The sequence below is a fragment of the Anaerofustis sp. NSJ-163 genome, from assembly GCF_024135845.1.
GTDB classification, from domain to species: Bacteria; Bacillota; Clostridia; order Eubacteriales; family Anaerofustaceae; genus Anaerofustis; species Anaerofustis butyriciformans.
Window position 1 is genome coordinate 184,133 of sequence record NZ_JAMYJV010000001.1, and the last position, 20,137, is coordinate 204,269.

General features: G+C 30.4%; 12 protein-coding genes. All 12 read right to left on the bottom strand.

Annotation, left to right across the window (positions count from 1 at the left end; translation table 11 throughout):
• Positions 1 to 478 precede the first annotated feature (478 nt).
• Positions 479 to 1,231: a hypothetical protein gene (locus tag M6G78_RS00960; protein ID WP_253229337.1), complete on the bottom strand. Its 753-nt coding sequence runs from the start codon at positions 1,229 to 1,231 to the stop codon at positions 479 to 481.
• Between the two features lie 1,090 nt (positions 1,232 to 2,321).
• Positions 2,322 to 3,881 carry a PBSX family phage terminase large subunit gene (locus M6G78_RS00965; RefSeq protein ID WP_253229338.1) on the bottom strand — a complete coding sequence of 520 codons (1,560 nt, stop codon included), beginning with the start codon at positions 3,879 to 3,881 and terminating at the stop codon, positions 2,322 to 2,324.
• 79 nt (positions 3,882 to 3,960) lie between these two features.
• Positions 3,961 to 4,668, bottom strand: a complete 708-nt coding sequence (locus M6G78_RS00970; protein ID WP_253229339.1) for a hypothetical protein — start codon at positions 4,666 to 4,668, stop codon at positions 3,961 to 3,963.
• Between the two features lie 67 nt (positions 4,669 to 4,735).
• Positions 4,736 to 7,345 carry a hypothetical protein gene (locus M6G78_RS00975; protein WP_253229340.1) on the bottom strand — a complete coding sequence of 870 codons (2,610 nt, stop codon included), beginning with the start codon at positions 7,343 to 7,345 and terminating at the stop codon, positions 4,736 to 4,738.
• 44 nt (positions 7,346 to 7,389) lie between these two features.
• A complete protein-coding gene (locus M6G78_RS00980; protein WP_253229341.1) occupies positions 7,390 to 9,129 on the bottom strand; it encodes a hypothetical protein in 1,740 nt (579 codons plus the stop codon).
• 92 nt (positions 9,130 to 9,221) lie between these two features.
• A complete protein-coding gene (locus M6G78_RS00985; protein ID WP_253229342.1) occupies positions 9,222 to 11,057 on the bottom strand; it encodes a hypothetical protein in 1,836 nt (611 codons plus the stop codon).
• Between the two features lie 94 nt (positions 11,058 to 11,151).
• Positions 11,152 to 11,883, bottom strand: coding sequence for a hypothetical protein (locus M6G78_RS00990; RefSeq protein WP_253229343.1), 732 nt, complete (start codon positions 11,881 to 11,883; stop codon positions 11,152 to 11,154).
• A 42-nt stretch (positions 11,884 to 11,925) separates the two neighbouring features.
• Complete coding sequence (locus M6G78_RS00995) at positions 11,926 to 14,151, bottom strand: hypothetical protein (protein ID WP_253229344.1); 2,226 nt, start codon at positions 14,149 to 14,151, stop codon at positions 11,926 to 11,928.
• A gap of 71 nt (positions 14,152 to 14,222) precedes the next feature.
• The gene (locus M6G78_RS01000) at positions 14,223 to 14,936 is read right to left on the bottom strand and encodes a hypothetical protein (protein WP_253229345.1); all 714 of its coding nucleotides are present in this window, start codon (positions 14,934 to 14,936) and stop codon (positions 14,223 to 14,225) included.
• 96 nt (positions 14,937 to 15,032) lie between these two features.
• A complete protein-coding gene (locus M6G78_RS01005) occupies positions 15,033 to 15,737 on the bottom strand; it encodes a hypothetical protein (protein WP_253229346.1) in 705 nt (234 codons plus the stop codon).
• 55 nt (positions 15,738 to 15,792) lie between these two features.
• On the bottom strand, positions 15,793 to 17,955 hold the full coding sequence (locus M6G78_RS01010; protein WP_253229347.1) for a hypothetical protein: 2,163 nt from the start codon (positions 17,953 to 17,955) through the stop codon (positions 15,793 to 15,795).
• Positions 17,956 to 18,110: 155 nt separating this feature from the next.
• Positions 18,111 to 20,045, bottom strand: a complete 1,935-nt coding sequence (locus M6G78_RS01015) for a hypothetical protein (protein ID WP_253229348.1) — start codon at positions 20,043 to 20,045, stop codon at positions 18,111 to 18,113.
• Positions 20,046 to 20,137: the final 92 nt, after the last annotated feature.

The following is a 20,137-nucleotide window of genomic DNA, read 5'->3' on the forward strand; positions in this document are numbered from 1 at the left end:
CACATTCAAAGTATAAATTTGATTTTATTACAATGTCCCATCCTTTAACATAAACATCATTTAACGTAAAACTTAAATTTCACCATGATGTCCCACCCCCTATATAAAAAACAATAAAACTCATACTTTCCATTTCATCACCATGTCCCACACACTTACATAAAACCCATTCAAAGTATAAATTTGATTTTATTACATTGTCCCACCCTTTAACATAAACATCATTTAACGTAAAACCTAAATTTCACCATGATGTCCCACTCCCTACCATAAAACTCATAACTAAACCGTTCGGGACGGCGGTAGCATCGGTTCATGAGAAAATCGGGTAGATTTTCCATGAAATTCCGATGCGTCAAAGGCTCCACGCCCAGTGGCGTCCTTTTATCCAAATATTTGGACGAGCAAATATTTGGTCGGGTTGTTAAGGGTTGAAAACCCTTAAATAAAGGGTTTAAGGGGTGAAACCCCTTAACTGTTACCATCTCTCAATAGACCTATTCACAATATCAAGTAACTTCGGATTTCTCTTAAAGTCCTCAACCGTAAAATCGTCCACTTCATCGGCAGTGTAATAATCCTTAATACCTCCGGGCTTTTTATTATCTTTAAGACTTCCCGCAGGAGAATAAGTGTTTTGCTCCTTATTAAGCACACGGCTTTCATAAACATTGTAGACATCCATTAATGGAACATCATCTCTGAAATATTTGGCAAAGTTTATAAAATCATCACTTCTAAGTACGCTTGGATCTTTACCAATATTTCTAAGTTCATTTTCATTTGTTCTAAGGGATAACTCACTTGAAAGCCTGTTTAAAAGAACTTCCGATGTAGTATCCAAATTATTTGAATGTAGAAGTTCATTTAATACTTCGTTCATATCTTCATCTCCTAAAGATATGATTTCATCAGCATAATAATTTCCAAGCTTTGTCTGGCTTAAAGTGTCGTTGTCAGAATGTGTGATCTCTTCATCCATGAAGTTTTCCATATCAGAAAACTCATCAGCTTTTTGTTCATAATCTTCTTCGTAATCTTCATTAGGCTCTTCATCAAAATAAGTATCTTCCTCTTGTTCCCGCTCTTCATCATAATATTCTTTTTCGGTACTTAAGCCCTCATCATACTCAGATGAATCGTAACCATATGAATCGTCATAACTATTATAGTAATCTTCTTGATTTAAATCATCTTGTGAAAATGATTGTCCTTCGTAATTTTCTTCCATATCATTTCCTCCTTTTCTTTTGTCCGGACTTTTACCTTTAACGTAGGTAAGGCGCATAATTTATAGTCTTATGAAGACTTGACACTTTAAGCATTCCCACCCAAAACCACCCATAAAAAAAAAGACACTTTTTTAAGTGCCTTTAAAGTTTTAAGATAAAATGAAATTACCCTCAAAACATTTTATTTATTTTTCCATAATATATAATAACATAACTTTTCAAAGTTTTAATCCCAACATATTCCCATATTTTTAAACTATATTTATAATTATTTTGTTAGGATATTCTTGTTTAAAATTTATTACAAAATATTCAATATTTTTCTTAATTTATATTATATTTTTACTTTAATACTATTGTTTCTAACATAAATTACAATATAATAAAATTTATTACGTATTATTTAATATTAAGATACATAATATTAATCCTACTACATTATCCCAAACTATAAATATCAAACCATAAAAAGCGAAACATTTCATTTTATTACCATGTTCTTTTTCATAACATAAAACCAATAAACATAAGGGGTAGCAGTAGCATCGGTTCATGAGAAAATCGGGTAGATTTTCCATGAAATCCCGATGCGTTATAAGGCTCCACGCCTAGTGACATACTTTTCTATTCAGGTACATTAACTAAAATTAAGTATTATTAAACTAATAAATAAATGGGATAGCGGTAGTGGTCGTTTCAAAAATCTCGGGTAGAGATTTTTAGAAAATCCGATCACGTTATAAGCCTTTTTTCCAATATATCCATTTTATTTCCAATCAAACTTATAACCTAACTACAAAACAAGCCAGGTCGGGGTAGCTTTTGCCCAGTAAAACCCGGGCAGAGTTTTACTAGACGTTAAAAACATTATAAGGAAATTCACTCAGGGGCACATTTTTTATTCAATTAAATTAACTTTTGTAAAACCAATAAATAGTCGGGGTAGCGGTAGTGGTCGTTTCAAAAATCTCGGGTAGAGATTTTTAGAAAATCCGACCACGTTATAAGCCCTCACGGCGCTTGAGTGAAAGCATTTTGTCCAGTATTTTTTGCTTTGGAAAAATACTGGTCGCTCTTCAGAGCGAAACCCTAAATAATTTTGATTTCACCACCAAAATCACCGCCGCTTTTACCGGGCATTTCGGCTTTAAAGTGGAAAGTTCTCGGTTTAACTATTTTCTTTTTAACCATTTCCTGTTGTTCTCTTATGTGATAAGTAATAGCAAGCCCCATAACCAAATCATCATGAGCCCCAGCTGCAGCCTCAGGTCTTCCTTTTTCATTCCTTACAAACGAAAGCATCTCTTCTAAAGTAGCCTTATCAACTATTTTTTCTCCCTCTTCACGCACTATCTTTATTAGATTTGCTATTATTATCGGTCTTGTTATCCTTGTTGTTACAAAACCAAATGAACTTATCATTCTTCCGGTATAAGTATCTTCCCTTTTCCTTACATAAAGTTTAGGATAATCAAGCCTTTCAAGTTCCTTGTTTGGATAGGTTGAAAAGTTCGTTTCAATCCCTACAAGCGCATCATTATAATACTTTCCAAGACAGTAAACCTGCCTTGCATATAAATCTTCATCAAACTTGTTTTTTAAAACAGCAACTTGATTTCCGGTAATATTATCTATTACATGTGCTGTAAAATTATCGCTGCCTTCTCCTGCCGTATCTCCTCCAAGAACATAAAAAGAGCTTTTATCCACATCTTCGTAAATGTTTATAAAGCCCTTTTCATCTTCTATAAATTCTATGTTTTTTATTTCTTTTCCGTCATAATCATATTTAAAATAACCTGTCTTTATGGGTTTTATATTCTTCTTTAACTGCCTTGTTACTGTGGATACATCAAATACACTATCCCCTAAAACACCCCACATTCCAAGACAGTACACATTGTAATAGTATATATCCGTATCCTTGTAGCTTTCGAGTTCCTTTTTGTATTCATCATCTATAAAATGATTGTCTTTATAGGTAGTATGAAGATAGGTTGCTCTTCCGGTATCAATAAGGGAAGTCTTAATCCAGTGGTTTATGTCTATGGGATTTAAACTCATTACTATCTGCTTCTTTGTTTTACCACCCCTTAAACGAACGTTAAGCTGTTTGTAGTCGTCTTCCTCTGCCTCACTGGCTTCTTCTATCCATACATCCGTTAGTTCACCACTTTCAAAGGTTGTTGATTTTATCTTTTCTACATCATCAAGTCCTTTAAATATAATCTGGTTTAAATTCACCTTACAGGTAATTGTAAAATCGCTTTTGTTTATCAAAAATAAATCCCTAAGGTTCCACTTGTTTATTATCTGTTTAAAAAGTGCAAAGGTGGAAGTTCTGTTTGTATTTCCCGTCTTTCTAACAACAAGTATATTGCAAAGATTGTTTTTTAGTATCTTATAAATATATCTTTGGACTACAAAAACGCTCTTTCCACTCCCCGCTCCACCGTAGAATATAAGTAACCTGTCATCATTATCCAAATATGGTATATAAACCTCGTTAAATACCTTTTTAGATATTTCAATACTGTAACACTCATCATTTACTTTTTCTTTAAATGGACTTTCCATATTTTCAAGTTCACTATTTCTGATTTCTTCTTTTAATTTTTCTATACTGTCCTTTCTTTTTTTATCTTTCAAAATAAACATCTCCTCCTTTATTATTAATTTATACAAAAAAGACACCCCTCGGTGTCTTTTTTATTCTTAATCTATTTATCTATTCTATCTCCATTAACTGCAAAGTCTCTTCAAGGTCAACCCCCTTAGGTAACTTCGTTTTATCCATTTCTTCAACAAGTCCTCCAAGCATTGCGTTTAAGAAATCAAGGTTATCTTTTTGTTCTGGTAATTTTCTTATAACAGTTTTATTTAATCCCCTATTATGTCCATCACCATAAACAACCTCTTCCTTTTTAAAAACATACATAACAGTTTTTTCATTATTTTCTATTATTTTTCCTCCTTCATATTCAAGGCGGTTTGCAAAGTATTTTTCAATTTCATCATTGTTTGCATTTTCATTTTCTTTGATATATTTATTTGTGGATGTAACTGCATTTTTATAAGCGAGAGCATAATTATATGATGTTACTTTTATTTTTACTTTATTATAATATTTGACCTCTTCAAATATTGTACCTTCGTCTACAATCTCTTTTTTTCGTTCTCTTTCAATTATTTCATAATCAATGTTTCTGTTTACATACTTTATCCCAAACGTAGGCTTCGGATACATCATCTTCATTATCATTCTATATTCATCAAAATCATAATCATTATTACCATAAGTTAAATAGTCATAACATTTATCCTTCAAATCTACCATTGAATTTGAATTGTATAAATTTGGAATAACAACGCCAATAATAACTATCAATATAAATAAAAATATACTTAAAAAAATTTTCTTTACAGTTCTTGTCATAGCTTACATTCTCCTTTAAAAACATTATATCATTATTTTTATATTAATTATATTTATTTTTTAATATTTACTTATCTCTATATTTTGGAGCAAGATTATTTTTTATGTTGTTATTTAATATATCAGAAAATAATTCTTTTAAAATTTCATACGAATTAGCATTACTTGGATCTATATCATCTAAAATAGATCCTGTACCAAGAGTTAAAAGATTTGTTAAAAGACTAATTAACATTTTATTATTAGCATTTTTTTCACCTATTTCAGTATTTCCTTTTTCATCTATATTATATTCACCATTCATACTCTTTTTATATGTTGAACCATAATCTGCAGTCGCATCAAGAGGAATTCCAACAACAGGAGAAAATATACTTGCTAATGCAGTTATTATATTATTACCAACCCATTCAGGACCATCAAATAAATATTTATCTACTCCAGTTAATTCACTTCTCTTTTTTTCTATTGCCATACTCCTTCCAGAATCAGGAATAATATTTTCATTTCCTCCTGCCAGACTCATTCCTTGAACAATATCATGCCATTTTTCTCCCATACCATTTGTAAAACCATAATACATAAGTTGTAACGGACCTAAATTTTTCATATTGTTATATTTTTCATCTCTTTCTCTCAGTTCCATTCTATAAGCAATATTCTCTAAATACTTAGCTTGTGCCTTTGCACCATACTTTCCAAGTATATAATTTGCAGTATCTTTTTCTTCTTGAGTCATATAATCATAATTTTTTTTATATCTTGTATCTTTTTCAATCCCTCTATTTAAATACCAGCTGTCATCTTCATAAGCTTTCATAGGGTTTGTGTCGTACATAAATCCTGCATTTGTATTATTTGATTCTATACTTTCACCTTTTTTTATAAACATATCTCTATTTGGATCTTCACTACACTCTTTTTCCATTTCTTTGGCTTCATTTTCTTTTGTTTCAATATCTTTATACTCAGGCACAGCTTTTCCTAAATGTTCTTGTGTGAAGTTCCCACTTGTTGGTTGTCCTGGAACACTGTTATTTGAATACAAAAGATCATTAACATTAGCTTCATTTTGTTTCTCTAACTCTTCTGCTTCTTTTGTTTTATTTTGTTTCTTTAGATTTTCTTTTTCTGTTAAATAACTTTTATAATCAGTCATTTGTTGATTAAATTCATCTTTATTAAATTTGCCATTTGGAACATAATAATAGTTCATAATATCACTTGTGTTAACTGGATTTTGCAACTTTGTATTTTTTGATTTCGATTTAGCTTTTAAATGCTCTTGTGTAAAATTCCTACTAGTTGGTTGTCCTGGTATACTTATATGCTCATAACCATATGCTTTTTCTTTATTTGATTTACTGTCCACATTCTGTCTAAACTCTCCTACATAAGCTGTCTTTTGAACTTTTGTTGTATTTTTTTTTGTCGGCTCTACTTTCAAATACTTTTTGGTAAAGTCCTTGCTAGTTGGTTGTCCTGGTATACTGTTATGCTCATAGCCATATGCTTTTTCTTTATTTGATTTACTGTCCACATTCTGTCTAAAATCACCTACATTAACTGTCTTTTGAACTTTTGTTGTATTTTTTGTTGTTGGCTCTACTTTTAAATACTTTTTGGTAAAGTCCTTGCTAGTTGGTTGTCCTGGTATACTTATATGCTCATAACCATATGCTTTTTCTTTATTTGATTTACTGTCCACATTCTGTCTAAAGTCACCTACATTAGCTGTCTTTTGAACTTTTGTTGTATTTTTTGTTGTTGGCTCTACTTTTAAATACTTTTTGGTAAAGTCCTTACTAGTTGGTTGTCCTGGTATACTGTTATGCTCATAGACATAATTATCCATATTCTTTTCTTTGTGCTCTACATTTTTTCTAAAATATCCAACACTTGTACCCCTGCTTCCGTAACCTGGATAAGCTTGATATAAACTATTATTCTTTGTATTTACAGCACTTCTTTGGTCCATTCCATAAGGTTTAATATTACTTGTTACCTGAGATATTCCTTGATCTGTAATACCCCTTTCATTATCTTCACTTTGATTTTTAAAAACATTATTCTTTCTCTTTTGTATGCTGTTCATAAGACTTTCCACGCTTTCTTTCGCTTTTGCGTCTCTTATGTTTTTCGGTGGTGCGCTATAAGGATTTATGCCTTTTATGTAACTTTCTATTTTCCCTTTGTTTATCTTTTCTCTGTTTTCTTCCGATACGTTATATTGATTTTCCTTTAGAAGTTTAGGCTTATTGTTCTTCTTCATATCAATACCGGAATATGGATTTGCCTTTAAGTAAAAATCATCTCCTATTTTCGTATATGATTTATCCCCAAAAGTTCCACCTCTCTGTCCCATATATTTCTTTACATTATAATCAAGGTTTATGTTGCCTTCAGAGGAATTTCTTGAACCGTCACCATTTGCAAACCTGCTTATTGATGACCCTGCTGAGCTTATTGCTCCTTTTATTCCTGTACTGCTGCTATTTTTTGACGAAGAACTTTTTGAAATGTTTTTACCTACACCTGACATAGAACTTAACATTCCACTTATTGCTCCATTTATACCTGTACTTTCTTTTTTATAAGAACCGCTTTTACCTACAGCTCTTCCTCCTGATACATATGTGCTATAATTTATCTTATATTTATCTTTTTTATTACTCATTTTATCCCTCCTTAAATAAAAAAAGACACCCCTCGGTGTCTTTTCTATTCTTCAAAAAATTCACAAGGATTTTCTTTCATGGTTTCATCCAGGTTGTCAATTATTTGCTTATAAATCTGTTCTCTTATTTCATCATCAATAACAAGCTCATAATAAACATTACCTTTTTCATCTGTTTTTTCTATATAATCAATTTTTATTGCATTTTCACCTAACATCTCTCTAGTTTTATAAAACGTCTCACCAAGCCATTCAATAGCCTTTTCTTTACTATCAATACTATTTATTTCACTACCTTCTCGTTCTTTAACATCTTCAATAAAGTCTTCATAATAATAACTTATACTGTAAGGATGAAAATCAATAACAACTTTATGCTCTTTTTCATCTATTATATATGAAGGTATAATTAAATCGTTTATATCATTAAAATCTTCTTCTTTAAACATATATTTTATTATATCTTTGTATTTATCGTATCTTTCATCTTCCTTAAAATCTTTAACATATTCTTCTAACTGTTTGTCGAACTGTCTGTATATTTTATAATCTTTTTTATCATAATATTTACAAGGTTTTTGTTTAACCTCTTCCAATACTTTCCCTGTAATTTGATTATATATATCCTCTTTTTCTTGATTATTTACAACAAGACTAAAATGACTTTCTCCATTTTCATCTACCTCTTCTTTACAGCCTACCTGTACTATCATTAAATTTCCTTCTTTATCTGATATATCAATTCCATAAGTATCCATTATTTCTTGATATGTTCTTAAACTTCCAAAATATTTTAAATTAAAATAATAATTTTCTTTTCTGTATTCATCAAAATCATAATCATATTTGACCCAATAAAACATATCAAGTCCAGAATCTTCATCATTTTTTTCTTCTTTGTGTATATAATCATCAAGCCTGTAAGCATAATAATATGAATTTGTATTAAAGTTTATCGTTACTTTATCTTTACCTATATCAAAAATAGGATGAATTATATGATATCTGCTACTATCATCAAAACTATATTCTAAATAACCAATTGTATTTATTATATCTCTGCACTGTGTTAAATCATCTCTGTCACTATCCTTTATCTCGTCTACATAACCATAAAGCTCCTTAATTATATCTTCATAAAACTTATATTCACTTTTTAATATAAGATAATCACAAGGATTTTCTTCCATAGCCTCACTTAATCCACCAAGAAGGGCAGAATATATTTTATAATCAGTGTTATCATTTTTATATAAAGTTGACTGGATTTCCAATGAATATGTATACTTTGGTTTTTCTATAAATGTTTCATTGATTTTTTTATTTTTATGTTGTTCATATTCTTTTATTAAATATTTATTTAATATATCATTTTTTTCTTTTTTATTTGTTATATTATTGTTTGCTATTTCTTCATTTGCTTTTTCTAAAGCATTTTTATATATAAAACCAAAATCACATTGTGAAATAGTTATTCTTACAGTATTCCCTTTATCATCTTTACTTAATTCTTTTATCTCTGTACTGCATCCTTTTAAAGCTTTTTTACTTCCTTTTTCACTGTCAAAAATTCTATCAAGTATCTCTCTTTCATAATTAAACTGCGGATATTCTTCATAATTAACAATATTATTGTAAAAAAATTCCCCATAAGCTTTTAAATCTGATGTTTTTGCTTTTATTGGACTAAAAATATCAAATTTAGATAAAAATATTATCCCCGCCAATAATATTATAATCACAACAGCAATTATCCCTAATAAATTTAATTTTCTTTTTCCCATGTTCGTTCCCCTAATTTTACTTTATCGGAAACATTATATCACATTTTTTCTTTTATAGACAAAAAAGACACCCCTCGGTGTCTTTTTTAATCTTATTCCAAATATTTACAAGGCTCATCTTTAATTGTACTATCCAAATTGTCAATTATTTCCTTATAGATTTTTTCCCTGTCTTCATCATTTATAACAAGTTCATAATATACATTGCCTTTTTCATCCGTTTTTTCGATATAATCAAATGTCATAACATTATCTCCATCATCTCTCAAAATATCAGTTACCATAGTTTCAAACTTATCATAAGCATATTCTCTTGGTGTTTTTCCCGTTATATCTTCTGTCATCATATCAACACCAAAGGTATACTCATCTCCTTCCATCATACTTAAAACATTATAGTACTCTATAGAATACACGTAAGGGTGAAAATCAACAATAACTTTGTGTTCTTTTTCATTCACTATATATGAAGGAAGTATCAAGTCATCTATTTCATTAAAATCTTCAACCTCCAGCATATGTATTATTATGTCTTTACTTTCTTCATGCACATTTTCTTTTTTTAAGTCATTTACATATTGGTTTAACTGTTTGTCAAACTGGGCATACATTTTATATTTTTCTTTATCATAATAATTATAAGATGACTTTTTTATCTGAGTAAGAAGGTTTCCTGTTATATTATCATAAACCAAATCCTTTTGGTTATCGGTTAACATAACAGTAAAATGGCTTTCTCCGTTTTTATCTACCTCTTCTTTAAATGTCAAAGTCATATTCATATCTTCTTGATATTCTTCATTTGACCATTCATAATTTATCTTAAAATTTGTATAATCTCTGTTGAGCTCACCTTTTCCATATTCTTTAAGTTTATAATAAAAATATGATTGTCTACATTCTTCCAAACTATATTTTTCTTCAAGTTTACCATATGTATCAATACCAACTTCATTACATGACTTTTCATTTTCAATCATATCTTCATAAAATTCATTATAGTCTTTGCTGTATATATTACTGTTAAAATCTACATACATTTCACCCTTTTCATCATCGATTATTTCGAATTTTGGATGAATTATTTCATATATACTGTCACTGTTAAAATTCTGACCTTTGTAATTAATGGTATTTATTATATCTTTGCACTGAACTAAATCGGCTCTGTCACTTTCTTTTATTTCGTCTATGTAGCCGTCAAATATCTTTTCCATATCTTCCTGAAACTTATATTCTCTTTTTAATATAAGATAATCGCATGGATTTTCTGCCATTGCCTCTCTTAACCCGCCAAGAAATGAAGAATAGATTATGTAATTATTGTTTTCATTTTCTAAAGGAAGTAAATAATAATTTCTACCAATGATAAAATTTATTATATACGAGCTTGCTCTTGTATAATTTCGGCTTTCACTCAAATGTACATTATATTCCTTTATAAAAGTTTTTGTTACTTTTTTGTCTTTGTTTTTTTCATATTCTTCTACTAAATATTTATTTAATATATCATTTTTCTCTTTTTTGTTGGTTACTTTATTTTTCTTTATTTCTTCATTTGCTTTTTCTAAAGCATTTTTATATATTAATCCATAGTTACACTGAGTAACCGTTAGTTTTACTCTGTAATCATCTGTATAATTTGTTACTTTTTCTATTTCAACATCTGCTTTGTTCATTGCCTTTTTTACGGAATTGTCTTTATTTATCATCCTGTCTATTATTTCTCTTTCATAGTTAAACTGAGGATAATCTTCATAGTTTTCCAAATCTTCCGTATATGATAAACAATCTTTTCTACATCCCCTCAACCCCAAACCGTAAAAATGGAAACCATTATCAATATAATATGCTATCGCTACAATAACGATAAGCAAAAATATTATCTTTTTTTGCTTTTTTGTAAGTTTTCTTTTTTCTTTTTCCATTTCTTTTCCCCTTTTTTACTTTATCGAAAATATTATATCACATTTACTCTTTTAAACCCAAAAAAGACACCCCTCGGTGTCTTTTTAACATGTTCTATTCTACCCCCATTAATTCCATTGTCTCTTCAAGGTCAACCCCTTCAGGTAGCTTCGTCCTGTCCATTTCTTCAACAAGTCCGCCAAAAACAGCATTTGCCAAATCGTCATTGTTATTTTGATAAGGTAAGAATGTTACGCAATCAACATATCCACCCCTATAACTTCTTTTATGACATTCCATCCTGTAAATATAAATTGATTTTTTTATATTGTTCTTTTTTACGTATTTCCATTCATATTCAAGGCGATTAGCAAAGTATTTTTCAATTTCTTCTTTACTTGCATTTTCATTTTCTTTAATATATTTATTTGTGACTTTTACTGCATTTTTATAGGCAAAAGAATAATCATATGATTTTACTTCAAGCATTACTTTTGTATCATAATTATATTCACTAGCAACTCCCGTTTTGTCATCTTCATATTCCGGATTTTTATATTTAAACTGCCAATCTTTTATATATTTATATGTTGGCTTATTAAATATTACCATCATATCATAGCTTTTATCAGGACACATTAATTCAATTATTTCTCTTTCTTCTATATATGTATCCTCTTCATTAAATAAAATCTCATACCCAAAGCCATCCAAACTCATTTCATAATTTAATTCAGTATCATATATAAAATCTCTTATACAAAACAAAGAAAAAAATATAATTATTATAGTAATAAAAAGTCCAATATTATTTCTTATCTTTTTTATTATCTTTTTTTCTTTCATGTCATTCTCCAAACATAATTATATATATTATATGATATTTTATCAATATAAATATTTATCATCCTTAGCTCTATTAGTTAATATATTTTCAATAATAGAATCATATCCTCTTTCAATTCTTGCTTTTTTTCTATTTAGATGTTTTTCATTTAATTTTTTTCCATTTAATCCTTTTGATAACATTGTGTCTATTTTATCACCATATTTTTTATTAATTTGTTTTTTTATTGCAGAATTTGGAATATCTATCCCTTTAGAAATAATAATATCTTTTCCAGTATCAAAAAGTGCTGTTTTTTCTGCTTTTTTTGCATCTTCTTTGGTCTGTGAACTATTTCTTAAGGAACTAGTATATGAATCTCCATAATCTGATGCTATATCTATTGCATTCCCAAGAACCGGATTAATTGCATTTGCACCTATTGATACAGTTGAATCTCCAGCTGTATGCCATCTTTTCATTAATTTTTTTGTTTCATCAGAACTTTTTTCATATTTTCTATTTATTGCCGTTTCAAATACGGAAGGCTGAAGTAAATTATTATTACCGCCCATTACGCTTCCTGTTTGAAAAATATCTCTGAATTTTCCTGCAACACCTGCTTTGTAACTTTCCCATCTTAATTTAGCAGGGCTTGCTCCGGATAATTCTCTTTTAATATAATCAGTAGCCTCACGTTCAACCAATCTTCCTTTTAAATTTTTCAAATATTCAGCCTGTGCCTTTGCTCCATATTTTCCAAGTATATATTTTGCTGTTGAAATTTCATTTTTCGTCATATAATCATAACCTGTTTTATCTTCTTCATTCCCTGTTCTATTATATTTACTATTCTTTTGGAATGAAGCATAAGGATTATCATCATAATATGAACCTGCATTTGTATCATTAACGGCAATACTATCAGCCTTATTAATATATTTATCTATATCTTTCTTTGAATCATTTGAATATTCATTTTCTACCGTTTTTAATTCATTATTTATATCATCTTGAGTTTTATACTCAGGCACAGCATCTCCTAAATGCTCTTTTGTAAAATTCTTTGTTGTTGGTTGTCCGGGAACACTATTATATTGGTAAGCATATGTTTTTTCTTTATTTGATTGATTGTCCGCATTCTGTCTAAACTCTCCTACATAAGCCGGCTTTTTATTTTGTTCTTTATTCCCTTGTTGTTTTTGTTTTTCTGCTTCTCTTTTTGCAATCTTTGCATTTCTATTTACAGCATAATTATTTAACGCTGTATTAAATTCTGCCAAATCTTCCTTTGATACTCTGCTTCCATAACTTGGATAAGAGCTAAATAAATTATTCTGTGTTTTTCCTGTGTTTCTTTGGTCTACGCCGTAAGGTCTGAAATTTGACATTACCTGTGATGTGATTTTTTTATTCGCTAAATTTGCTGCTTGTTTCTTTTGTTTTTCTGCTTCTTTTGCTGCAAGATTAGTTTGTCTATTTTTAGCAAACTGATTTAACGCTGTACTATAATCTGCCAAATCTTCCTTTGTCACTCTGCTTCCATAACTTGGATAAGAGCTAAGTAAGTTATTTTGTGTTTTGCCTGTGTTTCTTTGGTCTACGCCATAAGGTCTATAATTAGACATTGCCTGTGATATGCCTTTATGATATTCTTCATTTTCTTTCTTTACTTGTTCATTTTTCCTCTTTTGAATATTATTCATAAGACTTTCCACGCTTTCCTTCGCTTTTGCGTCTCTTATGTTTTTCGGCGGTGCGCTATAAGGATTTATGCCTTTTATGTAACTTTCTATTTTCTCCTTGTTTATCTTTTCTCTGTTTTCTTCTGAAATGTTATATTGATTTTCCTTTAAAAGTTTAGGCTTATTGTTCTTCTTCATATCAACACCTGAATATGGATTTGCCTTTAAATAAAAATCATCTCCTATTTTAGTATATGATTTATCCCCAAAAGTTCCTCCTCTCTGTCCCATATATTTCTTTACATTATAATCAAGGTTTGTGTTGCTTTCAGAGGAATTTCTTGAACCGTCACCATTTGCAAACCTGCTTATTGATGACCCTGCTGAGCTTATTGCTCCTTTTATTCCTGTACTGCTGCTATTTTTTGACGAAGAACTTTTTGAAATGTTTTTACCTACACCTGACATAGAACTTAACATTCCACTTATTGCTCCATTTATACCTGTACTTCCTTTTTTATAAGAACCGCTTTTACCTACAGCTCTCCCTCCTGATACATATGTGCTATAATTTATTTTATATTTATCTTTTTTATTACTCATTTTATCCCTCCTTAAATAAATATTTTTTTAACAAAAAAAAGACACCCCTCGGTGTCTTTTTTGTTCTTAATCTATTCTATCCCCATTAACTGCAAAGTCTCCTCAAGGTCAACCCCTTCAGGCAGCTTCGTCCTGTCCATTTCTTCAACAAGTCCGCCAAGCATTGCGTTTAGAAAATCAAGGTTATCTTTTTGCCCCGGAAGCTCTACTATTTCAAAAGCCACATGACCACCTCTGCTACTATCATAAACAACAGCATCCTCTTTTTTATAAACGTACATTACGGTTTTTTCTTTGTTCTTTATAACTTTTCGCCCTTCGTATTCAAGACGGTTGGCAAAGTATTTTTCTATTTCTTCTTTACTTGCGTTTTTATTCTCTTCTATATATTTATTTGTTGCTTTTACTGCATTTTTATAGGCAAGAGCATAATTATATGAAGTCACTTTTATTTTTACTTTGTCATATTCTTTTTCAATCTCTTTTGTACCTAAATATAAATCTTCAATCTTCTTTTTTTCAATTTCTTTCGTTTTCTCAACTATATCATAATCAACTTTTCTGTTTACATACTTTATCCCAAACGTAGGTTTTGGATACATCATCTGCAGAATATTTTTATAATTTTCCCCACTCCCGTCTTCTGCCGTTAAATATTCATAACATTTATTGTTTAAATCTCCTGTTACTGAATAATCGTAAATTTTAACAAAAAAAATTAATGCAATAAGTAATAATATTGGTGTACACATTGCTAGTTCTTTTAATATACTATTTTTTTTCATAAGAATATCCTCTATTTATTTTAACATAAATATAAAATAATAGAATTTATTTTTTTTACTTAAAACAAAAAAGACACCTCTCGGTGTCTTCCTATTCTACTTTATCTTCATTAACTTCATCGTCTCTTCAAGGTCAACTCCCTCCGGAAGCTTTGTTTTATCCATTTCTTCGACCAACCCTCCAAGCATTGCGTTTAGAAAATCTGAATTACTTTCTTGCTCTGGCAATTTACTTATAACAGTTTTATATAAACGACTTTTATCCCCATACTCAATTTCATCTTCCTTTTTATAAACGTACATAACTGTTTTTTCTTCATTGTCAATAACTTTTTTTCCTTCATATTCTATACGTTCTGCAAAATATGTTTCTATTTCTTCTTTACCTGCATTCTCATTTTCTTTTTTATATTTGTTCGTCGCTTTTACAGCATTCTTATAAGCAATGGCATAATTATATGATGTTACTTTTATCTTTACTTTATTGTAATAATTTTTTTCTTCATATATTGTACCTTCGTCTACAATCTCTTTTTTTTCTTCTCTTTCAAGTATTTCATAATCAACGTTTCTGTTTACATACTTTATCCCAAACGTAGGTTTTGGATACATTATTTTCATTATAAAAATATACTCCTTAAAAGGATCATCCTCACCTGTTAAAGTTAAATAATCATAACATTTGTTCTTTAAATCTACCATTGGATTTGAATTATATCTGTTAGGAATATCAACTGTAAATAAAAATAATAATATTAATAAAATTGTATAAATAAGCGAATATTTTAAAGATTTTTTCATAACTTTAATACCTCTTTTTAAAATTATACCATGATTTTTAATTCTATGTATATAGTTATTTTTTATCTCTGTCTTTATCTTTATCTTTATATTTTGGAGCAATATTATCTTTTACATTTTCATTTAACTTATTTGAAAATATTTCTTTGATAATATTTAAATGTTTGATGTCATTTGGCATTACCGTATCAAAAGCACTTCCTGCTCCTTTTGTTAATACATTTGTTAATCCCTTTACCAACATTTTATTCTTGGCATTTTGTTTTCCTGCTTCTATATCGTTCTTTTCATTTTTTGAATATTCTCCTTCCATGCTTTTCCCATATCCCGAACCATATTCTCCTGTCAAGTCAAATAGTCCACCTACAGCAGGATTTACAGCATAACCAAGTGAGCTTATAATATTGTTACCAACCCACTCAGTCCCATCAAATAATCGTTTATCCATTCCGGTTAACTCTTTTTTCTTTTTCTCTATTGCCATACTTTTGCCTGATTTACGAATAACATTTTCATTTCCTCCTGCCAAACTCATTCCCTGAACAATATCTCGGGCATTATTTTCTATACCGTTTGTAAGTCCGTAATACATAATCTGTAATGGACCTAAATTTTTCATATTACTATATTTTTCATCTCTTTTTCTTTCTTCCATTCTGTTTAATATATTACTTAAATATTCTGCCTGTGCCTTTGCTCCGTATTTCCCAAGTATATAATTGGCTGTATCTTTTTCTTCTTGTGTGATATAATCAAATCCCTTTTTATATCTGGTATCTTGTTCTATTCCTCTTTTTAAATACCAGCTGTTATCTATATGAGCCTTTAAAGGATTTGTATCATGTTTGGGTCCCGCAAGTGTATTGTTTGACGCTGTACTTTCTCCTTTTTTTATATATTTTTCTTTGTTTGGGTCTGCATTACATTCTTTTTCCATTTCCTTTGCTTTTTTTTCTTTCGTCTCAAAACTTTCATACTCAGGCACGGACTTTCCTATATTCTCTTTTGTAAAGTTTTGTTTCGTCGGTTGACCGACTACACTATTAACCGAATAACCGTAATTGTCCGTACCGTCTTTACCGTAAATACTTTGAACAAAATCATTTACGTTTGTTAATTTTTCACTTCGCTCTTCTCTTTCCTTCTGTTTCTCTTTTTCTATCTTTTCTTTTATCTTTGCATTCTCATTCACCCTTTTTACCAAACTATTCATATCACTATTTATGTTTTGAATATCCTGACTCGTTACTTTGCTTCCGTAACTTGGATAATCCTTAAACAAAACATTATTTTCTTTATTCAATGCGCTTTGTTGCTCTGTTCCATACGGTTTATAATACTTACTCATAACCTCCTGCACCGCACTTTTTTTACTTTGATTTTGACTCTTGTTTTTCTCTTCCTCAATCGCTTTCATCTTGGCATTTTTCTTTTTCGCAAATTCATTCAACTTCGCACCATATGGCGATATGTCTTCCTTCGTTACCCTGCTTCCGTATGCGGGATACACTGAATACAAACTTTCGTTTTGTTTTTTCACGTTCCTCTGGTCCGCTCCGTACGGCTTGTAATTATTCATGACCTGCTCTATTCCTTTTTTGTAAGATAAAACTTCACCTTCATTTTGATTCTTTAAAAGTCCTCTCTTTCTCTTTTGCAGTCCGTTCATCAGCTTTTCCACGCTCTCTTTCGCCCTTGCGTCCCTTATCCTCTTCGGCGGCGCACTGTACGGATTTATGTTTTTTATGTACCTGTCTATTCTCCCCTTGTTTATCTTTTGCCTTTTCTCTTCCGATATTCCATACTCGTTTTCCTTCAACAACTTCGGTCTTTCGTTCCTTTCCGTTCCCTTTCCCGAATACGGATTGGACTTTAAATAGTATTCATTTCCTATTTTCGCATATCCTTTCTCTCCAAACGTTCCTCCTCTTTCTCCCATATACCTGGTTACGTTGTATCCTCTGTTGCTTTTCGATGAAAATCCAAACCCCTTATCTTTTTCAGAACTATATCCTCTCTCTTTTCCGCTCTGGACCACACCGCTTTTGATTCTATCGGAAATCCCTCCGATTGAATTCATTTTTGACCTTTCGGAAGTTTTTCCCAAAAATGCCGAACTCAACCCTCCTTTGACTGTGCCCGTTCTTTTCCCGACTGCTCTCCCTCCAGATACGTATGTGCCGAAATTTATATTATTTTTATCTTTCTTATTACTCATTTTATTCCTCCTTAAATAAAAAATGACACGAAATGTGTCAAAATTTTAATAGATTATTCTTTTTTTGTAATATTTTAAAATTTATGTTTTAAACCAATAATTTAAAATGCTCCTCGCTTCAAATCCACGAAAAAGTCGAGGGGGTTTATACCCCCTTAAAAGTTATTTAAATGAATCTTGCTCGGAGATAAGTTTAAATTGCTTTCCGGTTGTTTTTCTTTAATGTTTGAATTTATGTTCCCCATACTTCCAAGATTATTCATGTTTTTGTTCATTCCCTTTAAATTTTCGGACTTTAAAAGTACGTCATTTAAAGCAGAAGACGAAGAAGAATCAGAAATTGCGGAATCGTCTTTGTCCATAACGAAAGTATCAATCATCGCTTTCTTTTCCTCGCCCATCTTTTGAATGTTCATGATTTTTTCTTCTTCTTTCTTCCTTTCTTTTACTATGTTCATTAATGCTTCTTTTGGTATAACACTGTCAACAGGAAGATTTTTCGCATACTCTTCAAAGGTTATATGACCACTGTTAAGCATATTTCCAAGAGCTGTTTCTCTTGCGTATTTATCAAAAGGAGTGTTTGGAGAAATATCTATTTTAATGCTTACTTTTAATTTCTCTATTGTCTCTTTATCTATAATTCTGCTTACATATATTTCCTTGTCTTCTCCCTTTTGATCTTTTTCGTTTTCTTCCATGTTCTCTATGTCGTCATCTCTTCCAACAATGAAATTATTTCTCTTTTCTTCTTTTCTAACTTCACTTAAAGGTTTCTTTATTATTATTCTTTTTCCCTCTTTTGGTGTATATACCTGCCACATCTCGAAAATTATACCTGCAACATCTTCAAGAAAATCCTTAAATCTGATTAACTGTTCAGTTAAGTTTTGTTCACTGTTTTGTTGAACCGCCAAAATAGCTTGACCACTGGCTCTTTCCGGGTTAACATCCCCTGTAACAGAATCTCCTGCACCTGCAAGGTCTTTTGTATTTTGTATAAGCTCATCTTGAAGTGACTTACTGTCAGGACTCATGGTAGCAGGGTTTAAGTATCCCGCTACTTTTCTTACATCATCAACTGTTTGATTGTCTGTAAATATTGCGCTGCCTACTTTTGTAATACTGTCAGGGTTACTGATTTTCTTGCTGTCAACAACAAGTTTCGGATAAGCCCCCATCATTACCGCAAGAGACCTTCTTGTAGCTGTCTTGTTAATCTCGATTTGGTTTGGTATAAGGTTTATTACTTCACCCATTCCTCTGGCACTTCCTTTTAATTCCTCCCAAACAAAATGAGCAATAGGATACTTCTTAAGTCCCAAATCTCTCTCTTCTTCAATAACTGCATTTTCGGTGGATTTCTTAAACCAAATGTGACCGTCTTTTTTGAAGAATTTACTTATTACAAGAACCATGTTGTGTAATTCTTCTTTTGCATAATCCCCGGCTTGTTCTTTTGTTTTATTGTCACTCATTATCTTTTGAATGTCATCTTCCGTTAATTTGTTAAGTCCAAGCTCTTTGTTTTTCCTTGCAAGCCTTTTTACACTGGCAACACTCTGTCTTGTTGTGATTAATATGTACTCTTGGTCGTTAATGTCAGAGTTATTTTCATTTTCATAATAAATATTTGTCTTGTTTACAACTTCCGGAACAATCTCATTTTCCTCTACATCATAGTTTAAATAAAGTATACCCTCTGAGTTAATACAGGCATCTTTTAATATATCCCTTGAAATTGCATTAATTTTCTTGTTCTCCCAAAGAATCGAAGTATATTCGTTTAATTTAGAGCAAAGATCCGACATCTTCACTTGAAATCTCGCATCTTCAAAGTTGTTGGGTGAAAATACAACACCATATCCGTTACCGTTTATTACCCCCGTTTTGTATTTAACAATCGGTTTAATTATGTTGTAAGTTATAGGAGATATAACTCCGCTTTCAACACCTTTCCACTGATCTCCGTTGTAAAAACGATAAACCTTGTCCGTCTCTTCATATACGTTTTTCTTACTTAAAAAATCCTTTCCTTTTTCATATAAGGCCCATTCGCCTGTCTTTCTGTAATTTTCATTTTCATACATAATTCATTCTCCTTTATTTTTTATTCTTAGTATTAATCTCTTATTTTTTGTAATTTCAATAAAATGCTAAAATCTATTTTTATACTTTTCTT

Bases quoted from the DNA above. Each gene is read 5' to 3' on its own strand.
- M6G78_RS00960 (WP_253229337.1), bottom strand. From the start codon at position 1,231: ATGGAAGAAAATTACGAAGGACAATCATTTTCACAAGATGATTTAAAT.
- M6G78_RS00970 (WP_253229339.1), bottom strand. From the start codon at position 4,668: ATGACAAGAACTGTAAAGAAAATTTTTTTAAGTATATTTTTATTTATA.
- M6G78_RS00975 (WP_253229340.1), bottom strand. From the start codon at position 7,345: ATGAGTAATAAAAAAGATAAATATAAGATAAATTATAGCACATATGTA.
- M6G78_RS00980 (WP_253229341.1), bottom strand. From the start codon at position 9,129: ATGGGAAAAAGAAAATTAAATTTATTAGGGATAATTGCTGTTGTGATT.
- M6G78_RS00985 (WP_253229342.1), bottom strand. From the start codon at position 11,057: ATGGAAAAAGAAAAAAGAAAACTTACAAAAAAGCAAAAAAAGATAATA.
- M6G78_RS00990 (WP_253229343.1), bottom strand. From the start codon at position 11,883: ATGAAAGAAAAAAAGATAATAAAAAAGATAAGAAATAATATTGGACTT.
- M6G78_RS00995 (WP_253229344.1), bottom strand. From the start codon at position 14,151: ATGAGTAATAAAAAAGATAAATATAAAATAAATTATAGCACATATGTA.
- M6G78_RS01000 (WP_253229345.1), bottom strand. From the start codon at position 14,936: ATGAAAAAAAATAGTATATTAAAAGAACTAGCAATGTGTACACCAATA.
- M6G78_RS01005 (WP_253229346.1), bottom strand. From the start codon at position 15,737: ATGAAAAAATCTTTAAAATATTCGCTTATTTATACAATTTTATTAATA.
- M6G78_RS01010 (WP_253229347.1), bottom strand. From the start codon at position 17,955: ATGAGTAATAAGAAAGATAAAAATAATATAAATTTCGGCACATACGTA.
- M6G78_RS01015 (WP_253229348.1), bottom strand. From the start codon at position 20,045: ATGTATGAAAATGAAAATTACAGAAAGACAGGCGAATGGGCCTTATAT.